The organism is Nocardioides furvisabuli (assembly GCF_021083185.1).
In the GTDB taxonomy this organism is placed as follows: Bacteria; Actinomycetota; Actinomycetes; order Propionibacteriales; family Nocardioidaceae; genus Nocardioides; species Nocardioides furvisabuli.
In genome coordinates, this window is the sequence record NZ_JAIGQB010000012.1 from 70,777 (window position 1) to 89,074 (window position 18,298).

Genomic DNA, 18,298 nt, shown 5'->3' on the forward strand with positions numbered 1-18,298 from the left:
CCGGGCTCTGCCAGGGCGCCCCGTTCACCGGGTCAGCTCGGCCAGGTGCCCTCGATCTTGCTCAAGGTGCTCTCGGTGTCCGCCCCGGTGATCCAGTCGGTCATCCCGGTCCAGAAGGAACCGGCACCCACGGCGCCCGGCATCTGGTCGGAGGCGTCGAAGCGGAACACGGCGTCGGGGTCCTGCAGGATCTCCGCCGACAGCTGGTCGACCGGGCTCCTCAGGTTGGCGATGTCGAGCCCCTTGTTGGCGCTCACCCAGCCCGTGCCGGCCTTGGCCTTCTCGTTGGCCCAGATGTCGGAGGACAGGTAGGTCTGGAACGCCTGCACCTCGGGCTCGTCGGAGAACGCTGCGACGAACTCGCCACCACCGAGCACCGGGTTGCCGAACTCGTCACTCGTGGTCGGCAGGTAGAAGGCGAAGACGTCGCCGTTCTCGGAGACGTCGGTGCCCTCGGGCCACTGGGCGGCGTAGAAGGACGCCTGGCGGTGCATGGCGCACTTGTCGTCGAGGATCGGCATGCCGCCCTCCTGGAAGGAGGTGGTGGCGATGGACTTCACGTCGCCGATGCCTCCGTTGACGTAGTCGGGGTTCTTCAAGATGCCGCCCACGCGGTCCAGCGACTCGACGATGGCCGGGTCGTCGAACGGGATCTCGTGGTTGACCCACTGGTCGTAGACCTCGGGCCCGGCGTCGCGCAGGACGGCGTCCTCGAGCCAGTCGGTGGTCGGCCAGCCGGTGGCGTCACCGGACTCGATGCCCGCGCACCACGGCTTGGTGCCCGAGTCGGCGATCTCGTCGGACAGCGCGATCATGTCGTCCCACGTCTCGGGGATCTCCCAGCCGTTCTTCTCGAACATCTTCGGGGAGTACCACACGAACGACTTCACGTTGGCGCCGAGCGGGGCGGCGTAGAAGGTGTCGTCGACGGTGCCGTACGCCTTCCAGTCCTCGCCCCAGAACTCGTCCACGTTGTCGGAGACCGGATTGGGGCCCTCCACCACGGACCCGGTGTCGCGGACCAGCGTCTGGAGCAGGCCGGGCTGCGGGATGTAGGCCACGTCGGGCGCGTTGCCGCCCTGGACGCGCACGACGAGCTGGGCCTCGAACTCCGAGGAGCCCTCGTAGGCCACGGTCGCTCCGGTGCACTCCTCGAAGACCTTGTAGGACTCCTTGTGGACGGCGTCCTCGGGAGCGATGATCGAGGTGTAGACGCTGACCTCCCTGCCGGTCAGGTCGCCGAACTGCTCGAGCTGGGCGCACTCCTCCTGGCCTGCGCCCGGCGCCGTGCCACCGGCTTCGTTGGTGCCTCCGTCGCCGCTGTCGTCGGCGCATGCGGCGAGTCCGAGTCCGGACATCGCCACGACGGCGATCGTCGCGATGCCCTTTCGGGTCCGAATGTTTCTCATGTCGCGGTTTCCCTCTCCTCTGGGTGCGGCCACGGCGGGATCTGCGCCCCGGCTCCTGGTCTGCGCGGGTGGCTGTCCTTGCATGTGACAGCCGTCACCCTTCGATGAAAACGTTTGCGCATGGCGCACGTCAACGCTGGTCTAGTCACGATTGAGTAACTCCGGCTCTCCGGCGACCGCCCCGGCCGAGGTCCGGGGCGCCGGGTTAGGGTGGGTCGCGTGTGACACGCATCACGCGGGTCCACGCCCCACCTTCCACTCGGATCGTCCGGCACGTACCTGCCGGTGAAGGAGAAGAACAGCTATGGCATCAGTGACGTTCGACAAGGCCCAGCGGTGGTATCCCGGGGCCGACGAACCAGCGGTTCCGGGCATCAGCCTGGAGATCGAGGACGGCGAGTTCATGGTCCTCGTCGGCCCGTCGGGCTGCGGCAAGTCCACCACGCTGCGCATGCTCGCCGGCCTGGAGGAGGTCAACGACGGACACATCTACATCGGTGACCGCGACGTGACCACCATCCCGCCCAAGGACCGCGACATCGCGATGGTCTTCCAGAACTACGCCCTCTACCCCCACATGTCGGTCGAGGAGAACATGGCGTTCTCGCTCAAGATGGCCAAGGTCCCCACTGAGGAGCGCAAGCAGCGGGTGGCGAAGGCTGCGGAGATCCTCGGCCTGACCGAGTTCCTCCAGCGCAAGCCCAAGGCGCTCTCGGGTGGCCAGCGCCAGCGCGTCGCGATGGGTCGCGCGATCGTGCGCGCCCCTCAGGTCTTCTGCATGGACGAGCCGCTGTCCAACCTCGACGCGAAGATGCGCGTCCAGACGCGCACCGACATCGCCCGCCTCCAGCAGGACCTCGGCGTCACCACCGTCTACGTCACGCACGACCAGGTCGAGGCGATGACGATGGGCGACCGCGTGGCGGTCATGAAGCTCGGCGTGCTCCAGCAGGTCGACACCCCGCTCAAGCTCTACGACAAGCCCGCCAATCTCTTCGTGGCCGGCTTCATCGGCTCGCCCCAGATGAACCTCCTCGAGGGCGTCGCCGGTGAGGACGGCACGGTCAAGGTCGGCGGCTACGCCGTGCCGGTCGACCCCGGGGCCAAGAAGAAGATGCGTGGTGCGGTGACCGTGGGCGTACGCCCGGAGAACTGGCGCCTCGTCACCGCCGAGGAGGGCGGCCTGCCCGTGAAGGTGACGGTCGTCGAGGAGCTCGGTGCCGACAGCTTCGTCTACGGCACCTGCGACGTCGAGGGCCTGCCGTCCAGCGTGATCGTGCGCGTGGCAGGCCGGCACCACCCGCACAAGGGGGAGACGCTGTACGTCACCACGGATCCCGAGCACGTCCACGTGTTCGACACCGAGTCCGGCGAGCGGCTGTCCGACTGAGCGTCCCCGGTTGCGCGGCGTGCGGGTCCGACCGACCTGCGCGCCGCGCACCGGGTGTCGCCGGACATCGCGCCCCTCCGCTCCCGTGACCGCCAGCACCCCGGATCCTGACCCGGGCTTCGCCGCCCGCCTCGAGGCGGACCTCCCCGACCTCCGCGCCACCCTCGAGCGGGTCTACGGCGACGCCGCCCCCGACGTCGCCGAGCGCCTCGTCGCGATCGCGCGCGCGGCCCACGCCGAGCGCCCCGACGACCTGCGCGCGCTCGACGACCAACGGCTGCGCGAGCCGGACTGGTTCCAGCGACCCTCGATGGTCGGCTACGCCGCCTACGCGGACCGCTTCGCCGGCACCCTGCGCGGCGTGGGCGAGCGCACGGCGTACCTCCGCGACCTGGGCGTGGGATACCTCCACCTGATGCCGCTGCTGACGCCCCGTCCAGCGCCCAACGACGGTGGCTACGCCGTCATGGACTACCGCTCCGTGCGCCCCGACCTCGGTGACGTCGACGACCTGCGCGCACTCACCCGGACGCTGCGCGCCGAGGGGATCAGCCTGTGCCTGGACCTGGTGCTCAACCACGTGGCCCGGGAGCACGCCTGGGCCGCGGCCGCGCGCGCCGGCGACCGGGACCGGCGCGCCTACTTCCACGTCCACGAGGACCGCGCGGTGCCCGACGCCTACGAGGCCACGCTGCCGGAGGTCTTCCCCGACTTCGCGCCGGGCAACTTCACCTTCGACGACGAGCTCGACGCCTGGGTCTGGACGACCTTCAACGACTACCAGTGGGACCTCGACTGGTCGAACCCGGCGGTGCTCTGCGAGTTCGCCGACATCATCCTGGCCCTGGCCAACGTGGGCGTCGAGGTGTTCCGTCTCGACGCGATCGCGTTCCTGTGGAAGCGGCTGGGCACCGACTGCCAGAACCAGCCGGAGGTGCACGAGCTCACCCGGGCGCTGCGGACGGTGGCCCGGGTCGCGGCCCCGGCCGTGGCGTTCAAGGCCGAGGCGATCGTCGGTCCGGCCGACCTGCCGGCCTACCTGGGGGTCGGCGAGCACGCCGGTCGGGTGAGCGACCTGGCCTACCACAACGGGCTGATGGTCCAGGTCTGGTCGATGCTCGCCTCGGGGGAGGTGCGGCTCGCCACCCGTGCCCTCCAACAGCTGCCGCAACCGCCGTCCACGACGGCCTGGATCACCTACGTCCGCTGCCACGACGACATCGGCTGGGCGATCGCCGACGACGACGCGCTCGCAGTCGGGATCGACCCGTTCGCCCACCGTCGCTTCCTGTCCGACTGGTACTGCGGGGCGTTCCCCGGCTCGTGGGCGCGCGGCCTGGTCTTCCAGCACAACGAGGCGACCGGGGACCGGCGCATCTCGGGCAGCACTGCATCGCTCGCCGGCCTGGAGGCCGGCGACCCGGGTGCCGCGGCGCGGATCCTGCTGGCGTACGCCGTGGTCTGCTCCTTCGGGGGCATCCCGGTGGTGTGGATGGGTGACGAGCTCGGGCTGCTCAACGACGCGGGCTGGGCCGACGACCCGGCGCACGCCGACGACAACCGCTGGGTGCACCGGCCCCGGATGCCGTGGGACGTGGTCGCGGCGGGGGAGGACCCGCACGGCATCACCGCCGGCCTGCGCCACCTGCTCGGCGTACGTGCCGGTCTGCCGCAGCTGCACGCCGCCTCGCCCACCGAGATCTGGGACCCCCGCGACCCGCGGGTGCTGCTGGTCGTGCGCCGCCACCCCGACGGCCCCCTGCTGGCCGCGCACAACGTGTCGGGCGAGGAGGCCTGGGTGGCCGCCGACGTCCTGCACTGGCTCGGGCTGCACGTCGACGGGCTCCGTGACGCCCTCACCGGCGCAGTGCCCGAGCTCCGCGACGGGGCGGTGCGGCTGGCACCCCTTGCCTCGGCCTGGCTCCACGTCGGCGCGGTGACCTGACGCGACGAGGCCCCGGGAGCACCGCTCCCGGGGCCTCGGCGGTTCAGCTCTGTACCGCGTCCTGCTCCTTGCCGACCTCCTCGGCCCTCGCGGCCGCCTCGGCGCCGGGGACGATGCCGGCGTGCTCGGCGTCCAGCGTGAGGTTGTCCCCCGTTGCCGGGTCGAACAGGTGGATCTTGCGGGCATCGACCCAGATCGTGGCGGTGTCGCCCTCGCTGATGCGACTGGCACCGTCGAGGGAGATCACGAGCTGGGTGCGCATCGACTCCCCGTCGAGGTCCTTCTCGAGCTGGGTGAGCTGCTCCTGGACCTCCGGGGGCGCCTCGAACGGGACGTAGGCGTAGGCCTCGTTGCCCAGCCACTCCACGACGTCGACCTGCGCGTCGAACGTCGTCTCGTCGGTGAGCTTGTCCGAGTCGACCACCGAGGCGTCCTCGAAGTGCTCGGGCCGGATGCCCGCGATGAGCAGGCCCTTGCCCTGGGCCGTGGCGATCTTGTCGGACGGCATCCTGACCTTGCCGAAGGGCAGCTCGACGTAGTCGCCGTCCACCTTCGCGGGCACGAAGTTCATGGGCGGGGAGCCGATGAAGCCCGCGACGAACAGGTTGGCCGGGTTCTCGTAGAGCTCGCGCGGCGACGCGAGCTGCTGGAGGATCCCGCGCTTGAGCACCGCGACGCGGTCACCCAGCGTCATCGCCTCGGTCTGGTCGTGGGTGACGTAGACCGTGGTGATGCCCAGCCGCTTCTGGAGCCGGGAGATCTCCGTGCGCATCTGCCCACGCAGCTTGGCGTCGAGGTTCGACAGCGGCTCGTCGAAGAGGAACGCCTCCGCCTCACGCACGATCGCGCGCCCCATGGCGACGCGCTGGCGCTGGCCGCCCGACAGGTTGCCCGGCTTGCGATCGAGGTGCTCGTCGAGGTCGAGCGTCTTGGACGCCTCGCGCACCTTCTCGTCCACCTCGGAGTCGGAGGCGCCGGCCAGTCGCAACGGGAACGCGATGTTCTCGTAGACCGTCAGGTGGGGATAGAGGGCGTAGTTCTGGAACACCATGGCGAGGTTGCGGTCGCGGGGAGCGAGGTCGTTGACCCGCTTGCCCCCGATCATCATGTCGCCGTCGGTGATGTCCTCGAGCCCCACGATCATGCGCAGCAGGGTGGACTTCCCGCAGCCCGACGGTCCGACGAGGATGAGGAACTCCCCGTCCGCGACGTCGATGCTGATGTCGTTGACGGCCGGGAAGCCGTCGCCGTACCTCTTGACGATGTTCTTCATCTCGATGGCGGCCATGAGAGCTTCACCCCTTCACTGCGCCGGAGGTGAGGCCGGCGACGATCTTGCGCTGGAACAACAGGACGATGACGATGATGGGGACCGTGACGACCACGGAGGCGGTCGCCAGCTGCCCGTACGGCGGGTTGAACGGGTCAGGTCCCACGAAGTAGGACAGCTGGGCCGGCACCGTCCGCGATCCGGTCGTGGACGTGAGCGAGATCGCGAGCACGAACTCGTTCCACGCGAAGAAGAAGGTCAGGATCGCTGCCGTGAAGACGCCAGGTGCGGCGAGCGGGACGATGACCTTGCGGAAGGCCTGCCACGACGTGGCGCCGTCCACCTGGGCGGCTTGCTCCATCTCCCACGGGATCTCGCGGAAGAAGGCTGACAGGGTCCAGATCGCCAGCGGCAGCGTGAACGACATGTAGGGGATGATCAGGCCCGGCCAGGTGTTGAAGAGGCCGAACGTGCGCCACATGTCGAACAGGGGTCCCACGAGCGAGACGACCGGGAACATCGCGATCGCCAGCGCCAGCGACAGCACCAGCCGCTTGCCCTTGAACTCCAGCCGGGCGATCGCGTACGCCGCCAGGGTCGCGAACACCACGGCCAGGAAGGTCGCGATGAGGGCGATCCCGAACGAGTTGCGCAGGGCGGCGAGGAAGTCCCCGTTGGACAGGATGTCGCGATAGTTGTCGAGGGTCGGGTCCTTGGGCAGGAACTGCGGACTGCCGCTGGCCGTCTCGTCGACCGACTTGAAGGACAGCGAGATGATCCACACGACTGGCAGCAGGCACCACACCAGGATCGCCGCGAAGCCGATCCAGGTCCCGATGTTGTTCTTCTGGCTCATCAGCCTTCACCCCTCGCCTGCGCCAGGTCCACCCGGAACAGCTTGATGATCAACCACGCCAGCAGCAGCACGCTGAGGAAGAGGAGGACCGACAGTGCGGAGCCCACTCCCAGCTGGACCTGCTCGATGACCTGGCGATAGGTCAGGAACGACACCGACTCGGTCTCCTGGGCACCTCGCGTCATCACGAAGATGTTGTCGAAGATGCGGTAGGCGTCGAGTGCGCGGAAGAGGACCGCGACCATGATCGCCGCTCGCATGTTGGGCAGGATCACCTTCCACAGCCGCTGCCACCACGTGGCGCCGTCGACCTTGGCGGCCTCGAGCATGTCCTCCGACACCTGCGACAGACCGGCCAGCAGGAGCAGCGCCATGAACGGCGTCGTCTTCCAGATCTCCGAGACCATGATGGCGAACATCGCCGGCCAGTGGTCGCCGAACCAGTTGAAGTTGTCCTCGATGAACGGCACCCACGAGTTCACGAAGCCGTTGTTGAGGCTGAAGGCGAACTGCCAGGCGAAGGCCGAGACGACGGTGATGATGCCGTACGGGATGAGGATCGAGGTCCGGATCACGCCGCGCGCGAAGATCACACGGTGCATGACCATCGCGAACGCGAAGCCGATCACCAGCTCCACCGCGACGGTCACGACCATGATCAGCACGGTGTTCCACATGTCCTGCCAGAACAGGCTGTCGGTCAGTACCGTCCCGTAGTTCCCGAGCCCGACGAACTCACGGTCGTCGGGCGCGGTGAGGCGGTAGTTGAACAGCGACAGGTAGAGCGCCTGCATCATCGGGTACGCCGTGACCAGGAGCATCAGGACGACGGCGGGGGCGACGAGCTTCTGCCCGAGCCGGTTCTCGGCCTTGGACCGATCGGACTCCGCGGCCGGGACCTTGGTGTCGGCCGGTGGCCGCGAGAGGGTGGTGGTCACAGCAGTCTCCTTCCCTGCAGCACGTCCTCGATGAACTGTGCCGACTGCTCCGGCGTCTGGTCGTCGACGCTGGACGGCGGGTGCCAGGTGCTCTGGATGGCTCCGGAGATGTCGCTCCAGTAGGGCGTGAGGGTGCGCGGAGCAGCCGCCTCGAGACTCTCCTGGAACAGGGCGATCAGCTCCGGCGGGAACAGGTCCTGCACCGCCTGCTCGTCATAGCCCGCGGAGCTCGAGGGCATGTTGCCGGTCAGCTCGGCGTTGACGGCCTGGTTCTCCGGGTCGGTGAGGCACTCCAGCGCCTGCACGGCCCGTTCCTCCTCGTCGGAGAAGGCGCTGACGCCGATCCCGATGCCGCCGTAGGGCGGACGTGACTCCTCGCCCTCGACCGTCTGCGGGTAGCGGGCGAACCCGATGTCGCCGCCCAGCCGGTCGTCGCCGTAGTTGCCCCAGATGTAGGTCCAGTTGACGAGGAACGACCCCTGGTCGCTGCCGAAGGTCGTCCCGGCGGTGCCCTCGTTGGAGACCGAGATGTCGGCGGGGGCCGCCTCGGAGGAGGCCAGCTTCTGGATCACCTCGGCAGCGGCCCGGCCGGCCTCGGAGTCGATGGTGATGTCGGCCTCGTTCCCCGCCTCGGTGTTCTCGGCGATCTGGCCGCCGGCTCCGGTGATGAGCGCGTTGACCCACACGCTGTAGCCCTCGTACTTGTTGGCCTGGACGCCGATCTTGCCGCCGTTCTGGGACGCCGCCTCGATGACCTGGTCCCACGTGACGGGCTGGGACATGTCGAGGTCGGTCTGGTCCACGAAGGACTTGCGATACCAGAGGACCTGGGTGTTGGACCAGAACGGCGCCACCACGAGCTGGTCCTCCCAGGTCGCCGCCTCCGCGGCGCTCTCGAAGGCCTGCTCGCGGAACTTCTGCTGGAGGTCCTCGGGGATCTCGGCCAGGTAGCCCGCTGCGGCGAACTCGGCCGTGAACGGCGGGTCCAGCGACATCAGGTCGATCTCGGTGTCACCCGCTGCCAGGCGGCGAGCCAGCTGGATGCGCTGCTGTCCGGCGTCCTGCGGCAGCACCTGGGTGGTGATCGTGTAGTCGTCGGTCGAGCAGTTCTCGGCGACGGCGGCCTGGCCCCCACTGTCCGGGTTGATGTACCAGACCAGCTCGGGGGTGCCGCTGTCGTCGCCGCATGCGGCGAGCAGGGTGCAGGCGAGCGCCAGCGAGACCGCCGGCCCGCCGATCCGCCTCGCTCCTGGTCGACCCCGTGGTCGGGTCCTGGATCGGGATGCCATGCGTCCTCCCTCATGAGTGACTCGGGTCACTGGTCTAGCCTCTGGCGATAGGGTTTGGCAACCGCACCACCGCCCTTCGCATGAGCCCCCGGAAGGACCCGTCGTGAGTCGCTGGATCGCGCCCGGACGCATCAACCTCATCGGTGAGCACACCGACTACAACGACGGCTTCGTCCTGCCCTTCGCCCTGGACGCGGGTTGCACCGCAACGGTGGCCGATGCCTCCGACGGCTGGGCGGTCTCTTCCGCACAGGCGTCCGGCGACGTCGTCGTGCGCCCCTCCGGCCTGGCCGACCGGGAGGCCGTGCCGGACTGGGCGGCGTACGTCCTGGGTGCGTTGTGGCTGCTGCACGACGACGGGGTGGACGTGCCGGCCCTGCGCATCGAGGTCGACTCCGACGTGCCGACCGGAGCCGGTCTCTCGTCGTCGGCGGCGCTGGTCTGCTCGGTCGTGTGCGCGCTGGACGACCACCTCGGGCTCGACCTCGGTCCGGACGGGCGGCTCGCGCTGAGCCGGCGGGTGGAGAACGACGCGGTCGGTGCCCCCACCGGAGGGATGGACCAGCTGGCCAGCCTGCGCGGCGAGGCCGGCCACGTGCTCTTCTGCGACATGCGCGACCTCACGTCGCAGTCGGTGCCCTTCGACCCCGCAAGCTCCGGCCTCGCGGTGCTGGTCGTCGACACCCGCGCGCCGCACCGCCACGCGGACGGGGAGTACGCCGCGCGTCGCGCCGGCTGCGAGGAGGCCGCGCGCCGCCTCGGCGTGCCGGCGCTGCGCGACGTCACCGAGGCCGACCTCGACGGCGCGCTCGCCGAGCTGAACGACGACGAGCTGCGCCGCTACGTCCGCCACGTCGTGACCGAGGACGCCCGGGTGCTCGCGGCCGTCGAGGTGCTGCGCGAGGGTCGGGTGGAGGACCTCGGCCCGCTGCTGAGTGCCTCCCACGTCTCGATGCGCGACGACTTCCGCATCACCGTGCCCGAGGTCGACACGGCGGTCGACGCCCTCCACGAGTCGGGGGCGCTCGGAGCCCGGATGACCGGCGGCGGGTTCGGTGGCTGCGTGATCGGCCTGGTGCCCGAGGAGCTGCTCGACGTGGCCGGTGACGGCGTGCGCCGTGCCTTCGCCGAGGCCGGCTTCGGCCAGCCGAGCCTGTTCACCGCAGCGCCCGCGGCGGGAGCGCGGTCGCTTTCCCCGGGTACCCGGGGAAGCTGAAGCCTCACCCCCGAAACTTCGCACTGGAACCTCGAGATTCCCCGGGTAGCCGGGGATCCCTCGGGGCTCAAGACGCCCGGTCGGCCGTACGCCCGATCGCCTCGACGAACGTCTCGAAGAGCTCCGCCGGCAGGTCGTGCCCCATGCCGTCGACCAGCAGCAGCTCGGCGCCGGGGATCGCTGCCGCGGTGGACCGGCCACCGCTGACGTGGACCATCTTGTCGGCCGTCCCGTGGATCACGAGTGCCGGGACCCGCAGGCTCCGCAGCCGCGGGGTGCGGTCGTCCTGGGTCAGGATCGCCAGCATCTGGCGCACCGCGCCGCTGGCGCTGACGCCGCGGTCGAAGGTGGCCTCCGCCCGGGTGCGGAGCTCGTCGGGGTCCGAGGCATAGGCGGCCGAACCGATCAGCGACCACATCACCAGGCTGCTCTCGACGTAGGCGTCGCGCCCGGCCTTGCGCGGGGCGATGAGCCGCGGCAGCAGCGACGGGTGCTGCCAGCCGACCGTCCGGCGGCCGGTCGTGGAGCTGATGCTCGTCAGGGACCGCACGCGGGCGGTGTGCTCGATCGCGACGGTCTGGGCGATCATCCCGCCCATCGACACCCCCGCGACGTGCGCCGACTCCAGGCCGAGGTGGTCCAGCAGCGCGACGGCGTCGCCGGCCAGGTCCGACATCGTGTACGGCGTGCTGGCCCGACCGGTGGCGAACGCCTTGACCAGCTGGTCGGGTCGCGCCGGTGCCGCGATCCGCGACGAGCGACCGGTGTCGCGGTTGTCGTAGCGCACCACGTGGAAGCCGGCCGACGCGAGCTGCTCGCAGAAGACCTGGTCCCACCACGTCATGGGTCCGCTGAGGCCCATCACGAGCAGCAGCGGCTCGCCGTCGGGGTCGCCGAAGGTCTGGTAGCACAGCTCGACCTCGGTGCCGACGGGTGCGAACAGCTCCGCCGAGACGGTGGGATCCTCGGTGCTGGGGCGACGCGGTGACATGCCCCCAGTGAACACGACGCCTCACCCCGACAGGGGTAAGAGTGAGCCACGTCCCCCATTCCTTGCGGGCTCTGGGCTAGGTTCGATGATTGTGACCCAGCGCACAGTGGCATCGTTCCTGACACCGGAAGGCTTCTCCCAGCCATCGGTGGCAGCGGTGCTGCGCGAGGGATCGCTGGTCACCGAGGCCTCGCGCTACGCCGTGCAGGCCCTCACGACACGCGGCGCTCGTCGTCGTACGCCCTACGGCTCGCGCCCGGTGCGGGTCGGCGAGCCGGTGCTGCTCGTCCCCGGCTTCCTGGCCGGCGACTCCTCGCTGGCGCCGATGAGTCGCACCCTGCGTCACGCAGGCTTCCGCACCTACCGCGCCGACATCCGCGCCAACGTCGGGTGCACCCTGGCGGCCGCGGCCCAGCTCGAGGAGCGACTGGAGGAGATCTCCCAGCGCCGCGGCTCGCGGGTGCGCGTGGTGGGCCACAGCCTCGGCGGCATGCTCGCGCGCGGCGTCGCGGCCCGGCGCCCCGACCTCGTGTCCGGCATCGTCACCATGGGCAGCCCGATGCTCGCTCCCGGCGCGCACCACGCGTCGCTGGCGCGGAGCGTCGATCTCCTGGTGCGGCTCAACCGCGCCGGCCTGCGCAACCTGATGGCCGAGGACTGCGTCGCCGGCCACTGCGCGCAGGAGAGCTTCGAGCAGGCGCGTGCGGTGCTCGGAGCCGACGTGGACTTCACCGCGATCTTCTCGCGCCGCGACGGCATCGTCGACTGGCGTGCGTGCGTCGACCCCGCAGCCCGCGCGGTCGAGGTCCGCACCTCCCACGTGGGCATGGCCTTCGACCCCGTGGTGATCGCCGCGGTCGCGGTCGCGTTGCGGCCGGTCAGCGTGCCGTCAGTTGTCGAAGTCGATCATGGTGAGAGCGCGTAGCTTCGAGAGCCGGTGCTCGGCGGTGATCTCGCGCACCGTCCCGCTGCGCGAGCGCATCACCAGCGAGTGCGTCGTGACGCCCTCCCCGCGGTAGCGCACGCCGCGCATCAGCTCGCCGTCGGTGATGCCGGTGGCCACGAAGAAGGCGTCGTCGCCGGTGACGAGGTCGTCGGTGCCGAGCACGAAGTCCGCGTCGAGGTTGTGGCCCGCTTCCAGCGCGCGCTGGCGCTCGTCGTCGTCCTGCGGCCACAGCCTGCCCTGGATCTTGCCGCCGATGCACTTCATCGCGCAGGCGGCGATGATGCCCTCCGGGGTGCCGCCGACGCCGAGCATCAGGTCGACGCCGGTGTCGGGGCGCGCGGCCATGATCGCGCCGGCCACGTCGCCGTCGGTGATGTACTTGATGCGGGCACCGGTCTCGCGGATGTCCTCCACCAGCCTGGCGTGGCGCGGGCGGTCGAGCAGCACGACGGTGACGTCGTGGATCGAGAGGCCCTTGGCCTTCGCCACGCGGGAGATGTTCTCCTTCACCGGCAGGCGGATGTCGACGACGTCGGCGGCCTCGGGACCGGTGACCAGCTTGTCCATGTAGAAGACCGCACTCGGGTCGTACATCGTGCCGCGTGGTGACACCGCGAGCACGGCGATGGCGTTGTTCATGCCCTTGGCGGTCAGCGTGGTGCCGTCGATCGGGTCGACCGCGACGTCGCACTCGGGGCCGGTGCCGTCGCCGACCTCCTCACCGTTGAAGAGCATCGGGGCGTTGTCCTTCTCGCCCTCGCCGATCACGACGGTGCCGCGCATGCCGATGGTGGAGATCATCTCGCGCATGGCCTCGACGGCCACGCCGTCGGCGTCGTTCTTGTCGCCGCGGCCCACCCAGCGGCCCGCGGCCATGGCGGCGGCCTCGGTGACCCGCACCAGCTCGAGGGCGAGGTTGCGGTCGGGCTTGACTGCAGAGGGGCTCATGGCGCGCATGGTATCGACCGCCCGCCGCGGTCAGCCACGGGCTCCGTAGCGACTCACCGCCGTCGCCTTGGCCGACAACCAGACCTCGCGGCCGGGCACGAGGCCGAGCTCGGCGGCCGCGGCCGGCGTGAGGTCGGCGAGCAGGTCGGGGGCGGCGTGCACCAGCAGGCGTACGGCGTCCCCGTGCGGGGCGAGGGTGGCGACCGGGCCGCGCCAGCGCAGCCGCGACGACCCCTCCGGCTCCGTCAGCGACACCGTGACCGCGTCGGGGGGGAAGGCGATCAGCTCGTCGCCGCCGGGGACGAGGTTGAGCCCGACCAGCCGGGCGACGTGGGGCGTACGCGGCTCGGCGGCGACCTCGGCCGGGTGACCGACCTGCGCCACCCGGCCCTCGTCGAGCACGAGCACCCGGTCGGCCAGGGTGGCGGCGTCGATCGCGTCGTGGGTGACGAGCAGGGTGACGCCGGCGAAGTCGCGCAGGTGCTCGCCCAGCTCGTTGCGCAGGGCCATCTGGGCTGAGACGTCGAGTCCGGTGAAGGGCTCGTCGAGGAGCAGCACGTCGGGGTCGGTGGCGAGGGCCCGGGCGATGGCCACGCGCTGCGCCTGGCCCCCGGAGAGCTCGCGCGGCTTGCGGCCGGCGAGGTCGGGGATGCCGAAGCGCTCCAGCCACCCACGGGCGGCGGCGTCGGCCTCGCGCCGGCTGCGACCGCGCGCTCGCGGTCCGAAGGCGACGTTGTCGAGGGCGGACAGGTGCGGGAAGAGGCTCTGGTCCTGGAAGACGTAGCCGACCCGGCGGCGGGGGACCTCGCGGTCGGTCCAGTCGTCGTCCCCGACCCGGACCCGCCCGGGCTCGAGGCCGGCGATCGCGCGCAGCAGCGTGGACTTGCCGGCGCCGTTGGGTCCGATGACCACCAGCACCTCACCGGCCGCCGCGCTGACGTCGGCGCACACCCGTCCCCTGAGGTCGACCTCGACGCGCATCACCGGCCCACCGCCCAACGCTCGCGGAGCAGCACCAGCACGCCCACCGACAGCGCCAGCAGGATCAGGCTGAGGGTGCGCGCGACCGTCGGGTCGGAGTTGAGGGCGACGTAGATCAGGCTCGGCATCGTCTGTGTGGTGCCGGGGTAGTTGCCCGCGAAGGTGATCGTCGCGCCGAACTCGCCCAGGCTGCGCGCCCAGGCCAGCGCGCTGCCGGCCAGCACCCCCGGCAGCGCGAGCGGCAGGGTGACGCGGCGGAAGGCGGTCCACCTGTCGGCGCCCAGCGTCGCTGCCACGACGTCGTACGACGCCCCGTGGGTGCGCAGCGCCCCCTCGACGGCGAGCACGTAGAACGGGAGGGACACGAACGTGTGGGCCACCACGACGCCGGAGGTCGTGTAGGGGAGCGTGAACGGCAGGTGCTGCCCGATGAGCCCGCTGCGCCCGAGGGCGGTGACCAGCGCGACTCCCGCCACGACCGGAGGCAGGACCAGGGGGACGAGCACGAGGGCGCGCACGACGCGCCGGCCGCGGAAGTCGACGCGGGCCAGCAGCCAGGCCAGGGGGGTGCCGAGCAGGACGCACGCCACCACGGTCAGCAGGCTGCTGAGCGCGGTGATCACCAGCGCCTCGCGCACCACCTGCGATCCGAGGTGCTCGGGCAGCGTGCGCCACGGGGTGGCCACGACGAGGGTGACCAGCGGCACCACGAGGAGCGCGACGCCGACGACGGCGGGGACGAGCAGGACCGCGGGAGCGCGGCCGAGCCGCGGGCCGGTCACGGGGACGCGACCTCGCCGAAGCCCGCCCGGGTGAAGACCGCCCGGGCCTCCTCGCTGCGCACCAGAGCGACGAACTCGGCCGCCAGGTCGGCGCTCGCGCCGGCGGCGCCGGACAGCGGGGCGACGACGTAGGTGGTGGTGACGTCGTCCGCGTCGGGGATCGCGACCTCGGCGACGTCGTCGCCGGCCGCGACCGCGTCGGTGCGGTAGACGAGCCCGGCGTCGGCCTCACCCTGCACGACCCGCGCCAGCACCGCCTTGACGTCGACCTCCTCGCTCGCGGGCGGGGCCTCGATGCCCGCGGAGTCGAGGAGTTCTTCGGCGGCGGCGCCGCACGGAGCGGTGGACGCGCACACGACGTAGTCGACACCGGGGGCGTCGAGGTCGTCGAGGGAGGTGATGCCGGCCGGGTTGTCGGGCGGGGTGACGACGGTGAGGGTGTTGCCCACGAACGGCTCCGGTGCCGTGGCGAGCACGCCGGCGTCGTCGGCCACGCCCATCGAGACCTCGTCCGCGGTGGCCAGCACCCGCCCCGGTGCGCCGTCGGCCGCCTGCTCGGCCAGCGTCGTCGAGGAGCCGAAGACCAGCTCGACCTCGACCCCGGGGTGCTCGTCCTCGAAGGTCGCGGCGAGCTCGGTGAAGGTCTCGGTGAGGCTCGCGGCGGCGAGCACGGTGAGGGTCTGCTCGCCGTCGTCGCCGTCCCCGCTGCAGGCGGCGAGGGGCACGAGCAGAAGGAGCCCCGCGAGCGCCGTCCTCCTCATGAAGGCACCTCGACGATCACGTTCGTCGACTTCACGCTGGCGATCGCGCGCGCGCCCGGCTCGAGCCCGAGCTCGTCGGCGGCGTCGCTGCTCATCAGGGACACCACGCGGTAGGGCCCGCAGATCATCTCGACCTGGGCCATCACGTGGTCGCGCTTGACCCGGGTGACGATGCCGCTCATCCGGTTGCGCGCGCTCACCGAGCTGGCCCGGGTGCGGTCGCGCTCGGTCACCTCGCCGGTCTCGGCCAGGTGCTCGGCCAGCTCGGCGAGGTCCGTCCCGGCCACGGTGGTGCGGCCGCCGACGCGCTGGGAGGGGAGCCGACCGGCGTCCACCCAGCGGCGTACGGTGTCGTCGCTGACGGCCAGGATCTCTGCGGCCTCCGCGATTCGGTAGGTGATCACGCTGGCAGTATGCCGCATCTGCGGTCATCTTCGGCGGAGAGATCCGCTCGTGCGGATCCGCGGTGCCCCGCTGGCGTCCGGACTACCGAGGGGCTGGGAGGATGAGGCCGTGAGTGCGCAAGGGCAGCCGGGCAGGTACAACCGTTCCTTCGGTGGCATGACCGGCGCGCTGATCGTGACCGTGCTCTTCGTGCTGGTGTTCGTGGCCTGGCGGGGCATGTTCCGCGGCGAGGTCGACGACACCCCGGTGGCCGTCGACTGGCGCGACAGCGTCGAGGTCGCGCAGCAGGCGAACCTGTCGGTCGTGCATCCGCGCGACCTGCCGGCGGGGTGGATCGCGACGAGCGTGGAGCTGTCCGCCGGCGACGACCCGCGGTGGGGCCTCGGGGTGCTCACCGACGACGGCGACTTCGTCGGCATCCGCCAGCAGGACGCATCGGTCGACGACCTCGTGGAGCTGTACGTCGACGAGGACGCCGAGGCCGGCGACGAGGCGAGCGTGAGCTCCGAGGTCGCCGACACCTGGCAGACCTTCACCGACGACGGTGGGGACACCGGCTACGCCACCGAGATCGGGGACGAGGCGCTGCTCGTCTACGGCTCCGCGCCGGTCGGGGACATCGAGGCCTTCATGGGGCTGCTGACCCGTTAGCCGTCGGAGTCGGTGCCCATGGCTTCGTCGAGCCGGGTGCGGGCACCGTCGAGCCAGGACTGGCAGACCTTGGCGAGCGCCTCGCCGCGCTCCCACAACGCCAGCGACTCCTCGAGGGTCGTGCCGCCGGCCTCGAGGGTGCGGACCACCTCGATGAGCTCCTCGCGCGCCTCCTCGTAGCTGGGCTGGTCCGGGGCGGGCTGGGGGGAAGCGTCACTCATCGGGGTCCTCCTGGACGGGGTCTGGCACAGGGGCGTCGGGCTCGACGCGATCGGTGGTGGCATGGATGCGGCCGTCGGCGACCCGCACCGAGACGGCCGCGCCCGCGGTGGTCTGCGCGACGGACGTGACGACGTGCCCGTCGGCGTCCTGCAGCACGGCGTAGCCCCGCTGGAGGGTGGCGAGCGGCGAGAGGGCCTGGGCCCGGGCGCGCTGGTGGCCGATGTCGTCGGCGGCGCGGTCGAGGCGGTGCGAGAGCGTACGCCGGGCGCGCGCCAGCAGCTCGTCGACCTCGTCGGACCTCACGGCGAGCAGGTGGCGCGGGTCGGCCATCGCGGGCCGCGAGCGGACCTGCCCGAGCCACTCCTGCTCGCGCGCGATGCGCTGGGTGATGACCTGGCGGAGACGGTCGCGCGCCCACGTGACGCCCTGTGCCTCCTCGGCCATGTCGGGCACGACCAGCTTGGCGGCGTCGGTCGGCGTGGAGGCGCGCACGTCGGCGACGAGGTCGAGCAGCGGCTGGTCGGGCTCGTGGCCGATGGCCGAGACCACGGGGGTGCGCATGGCGTGGACGGCGCGGATGACGGCCTCGTCGGAGAAGGGCAGCAGGTCCTCGATCGAGCCGCCGCCGCGGGCCACCACGACGACGTCGACGTCGGCGTTGCGCTCGAGCCGCTGCAGCGCCTCGATCACCTCGGCCGCGCACCGCTGTCCCTGCATCGCGGCGTAGGCCACCTCGAACTGCACCCCCGGCCAGCGGCGGCGCGCGTTGTCCAGGACGTCGCGCTCCGCAGCGCTGTTGGGCGCGGTCACCAGACCGACCCGGCCCGGGAGGAACGGCAGGTCGCGCTTGAGCTCGGGGGCGAAGAGCCCTTCGGCGGCCAGCAGCTGCCGGCGGCGTTCGAGGCGGGCGAGCAGCTCGCCGAGCCCGACCATCTTGATCTCGCGCGCGGCCAGCGAGAAGGAACCGCGGTTGGCGTAGAAGCTGGGACGCGCGTGGACCACGACGCTCGCCCCCTCCACCAGGGGCGGGTTCATCGAGTCGAAGAGCGAGCGCGCGCACGTGAGGGTCACCGAGATGTCGGCGACGGTGTCGCGCAGCGTCATGAAGACGGTGTTGACGCCGGGGCGCCGGTTGACCTGGGCGATCTGGCCCTCGACCCACACGCCGCCCAGCTTGTCGATCCACTGCGCCACCGCGTTGGCCACCGCGCGCACCGGTGCCGGGGACTCGGCCGTGGCGTCGCGGAGTGAGGGCACGCGGCGAGGATAGGCGAGGGGAGGGACAGTGGCGGGTGGGC

18 protein-coding genes are annotated in these 18,298 nt (G+C 71.2%); 5 read left to right on the forward strand and 13 right to left on the reverse strand.

Annotated features, from left to right (window positions below; translation table 11 throughout):
• Positions 1 to 32 precede the first annotated feature (32 nt).
• Positions 33 to 1,409: an ABC transporter substrate-binding protein gene (locus K4G59_RS18430; protein ID WP_231252523.1), complete on the reverse strand. Its 1,377-nt coding sequence runs from the start codon at positions 1,407 to 1,409 to the stop codon at positions 33 to 35.
• Positions 1,410 to 1,713: 304 nt separating this feature from the next.
• Between K4G59_RS18430 and K4G59_RS18435 the strand changes: the two genes are divergently transcribed.
• A complete protein-coding gene (locus K4G59_RS18435) occupies positions 1,714 to 2,799 on the forward strand; it encodes an ABC transporter ATP-binding protein (RefSeq protein ID WP_231252524.1) in 1,086 nt (361 codons plus the stop codon).
• Positions 2,800 to 3,109: 310 nt separating this feature from the next.
• Complete coding sequence (locus K4G59_RS18440; RefSeq protein ID WP_269210423.1) at positions 3,110 to 4,744, forward strand: alpha-amylase family glycosyl hydrolase; 1,635 nt, start codon at positions 3,110 to 3,112, stop codon at positions 4,742 to 4,744.
• Between the two features lie 43 nt (positions 4,745 to 4,787).
• On the opposite strand, the gene K4G59_RS18445 is transcribed toward K4G59_RS18440, so the two are convergent.
• Genes K4G59_RS18445 through K4G59_RS18460 form a run of 4 tightly spaced genes read right to left on the reverse strand, consistent with a single transcriptional unit; the run spans position 4,788 to position 9,097 of the window.
• Positions 4,788 to 6,032, reverse strand: coding sequence for an ABC transporter ATP-binding protein (locus tag K4G59_RS18445; protein WP_231252526.1), 1,245 nt, complete (start codon positions 6,030 to 6,032; stop codon positions 4,788 to 4,790).
• Positions 6,033 to 6,039: 7 nt separating this feature from the next.
• Positions 6,040 to 6,870: a carbohydrate ABC transporter permease gene (locus K4G59_RS18450; protein WP_231252527.1), complete on the reverse strand. Its 831-nt coding sequence runs from the start codon at positions 6,868 to 6,870 to the stop codon at positions 6,040 to 6,042.
• The gene (locus K4G59_RS18455) at positions 6,870 to 7,808 is read right to left on the reverse strand and encodes a carbohydrate ABC transporter permease (RefSeq protein ID WP_231252528.1); all 939 of its coding nucleotides are present in this window, start codon (positions 7,806 to 7,808) and stop codon (positions 6,870 to 6,872) included. The genes K4G59_RS18450 and K4G59_RS18455 overlap by 1 nt, the downstream gene beginning before the upstream one ends.
• The gene (locus K4G59_RS18460; protein WP_231252529.1) at positions 7,805 to 9,097 is read right to left on the reverse strand and encodes an extracellular solute-binding protein; all 1,293 of its coding nucleotides are present in this window, start codon (positions 9,095 to 9,097) and stop codon (positions 7,805 to 7,807) included. Before K4G59_RS18460 ends, K4G59_RS18455 begins: the two co-directional genes overlap by 4 nt.
• A gap of 103 nt (positions 9,098 to 9,200) precedes the next feature.
• Here K4G59_RS18460 and galK point away from each other — a divergent pair, with 103 nt between their 5' ends.
• Positions 9,201 to 10,313, forward strand: coding sequence for a galactokinase (gene galK, locus K4G59_RS18465; RefSeq protein WP_231252530.1), 1,113 nt, complete (start codon positions 9,201 to 9,203; stop codon positions 10,311 to 10,313).
• Between the two features lie 67 nt (positions 10,314 to 10,380).
• Here the strand turns inward: galK and K4G59_RS18470 are convergent, their stop codons facing one another.
• Positions 10,381 to 11,304 carry an alpha/beta fold hydrolase gene (locus tag K4G59_RS18470; RefSeq protein ID WP_231252531.1) on the reverse strand — a complete coding sequence of 308 codons (924 nt, stop codon included), beginning with the start codon at positions 11,302 to 11,304 and terminating at the stop codon, positions 10,381 to 10,383.
• Positions 11,305 to 11,395: 91 nt separating this feature from the next.
• Here K4G59_RS18470 and K4G59_RS18475 point away from each other — a divergent pair, with 91 nt between their 5' ends.
• A complete protein-coding gene (locus K4G59_RS18475) occupies positions 11,396 to 12,229 on the forward strand; it encodes an alpha/beta fold hydrolase (RefSeq protein ID WP_231252532.1) in 834 nt (277 codons plus the stop codon).
• On the opposite strand, the gene glpX is transcribed toward K4G59_RS18475, so the two are convergent.
• Genes glpX through K4G59_RS18500 form a run of 5 tightly spaced genes read right to left on the reverse strand, consistent with a single transcriptional unit; the run spans position 12,194 to position 16,126 of the window.
• Entirely contained in the window at positions 12,194 to 13,198 is a 1,005-nt protein-coding gene (glpX, locus tag K4G59_RS18480) for a class II fructose-bisphosphatase (RefSeq protein WP_231252533.1), read from the reverse strand. The two genes, K4G59_RS18475 and glpX, sit on opposite strands and share 36 nt — an antisense overlap.
• 30 nt (positions 13,199 to 13,228) lie before the next feature.
• Entirely contained in the window at positions 13,229 to 14,179 is a 951-nt protein-coding gene (locus K4G59_RS18485; RefSeq protein WP_231252557.1) for a sulfate/molybdate ABC transporter ATP-binding protein, read from the reverse strand.
• Positions 14,179 to 14,961 (reverse strand): molybdate ABC transporter permease subunit, encoded by a 783-nt coding sequence (gene modB, locus K4G59_RS18490; protein WP_231252534.1) that lies wholly within the window; start codon positions 14,959 to 14,961, stop codon positions 14,179 to 14,181. Before modB ends, K4G59_RS18485 begins: the two co-directional genes overlap by 1 nt.
• Positions 14,958 to 15,722 (reverse strand): molybdate ABC transporter substrate-binding protein, encoded by a 765-nt coding sequence (gene modA / locus K4G59_RS18495; RefSeq protein WP_231252535.1) that lies wholly within the window; start codon positions 15,720 to 15,722, stop codon positions 14,958 to 14,960. The genes modB and modA overlap by 4 nt, the downstream gene beginning before the upstream one ends.
• Positions 15,719 to 16,126: a TOBE domain-containing protein gene (locus K4G59_RS18500; RefSeq protein WP_231252536.1), complete on the reverse strand. Its 408-nt coding sequence runs from the start codon at positions 16,124 to 16,126 to the stop codon at positions 15,719 to 15,721. Before K4G59_RS18500 ends, modA begins: the two co-directional genes overlap by 4 nt.
• 109 nt (positions 16,127 to 16,235) lie before the next feature.
• Between K4G59_RS18500 and K4G59_RS18505 the strand changes: the two genes are divergently transcribed.
• On the forward strand, positions 16,236 to 16,778 hold the full coding sequence (locus K4G59_RS18505) for a DUF4245 family protein (protein WP_231252537.1): 543 nt from the start codon (positions 16,236 to 16,238) through the stop codon (positions 16,776 to 16,778).
• Here the strand turns inward: K4G59_RS18505 and K4G59_RS18510 are convergent.
• Both K4G59_RS18510 and xseA read right to left on the reverse strand, forming a co-directional pair.
• Positions 16,775 to 16,999, reverse strand: a complete 225-nt coding sequence (locus K4G59_RS18510) for an exodeoxyribonuclease VII small subunit (protein ID WP_231252538.1) — start codon at positions 16,997 to 16,999, stop codon at positions 16,775 to 16,777. The genes K4G59_RS18505 and K4G59_RS18510 overlap by 4 nt on opposite strands.
• On the reverse strand, positions 16,992 to 18,257 hold the full coding sequence (gene xseA, locus K4G59_RS18515; protein WP_231252539.1) for an exodeoxyribonuclease VII large subunit: 1,266 nt from the start codon (positions 18,255 to 18,257) through the stop codon (positions 16,992 to 16,994). The genes K4G59_RS18510 and xseA overlap by 8 nt, the downstream gene beginning before the upstream one ends.
• Between the last annotated feature and the right edge of the window lie 41 nt (positions 18,258 to 18,298).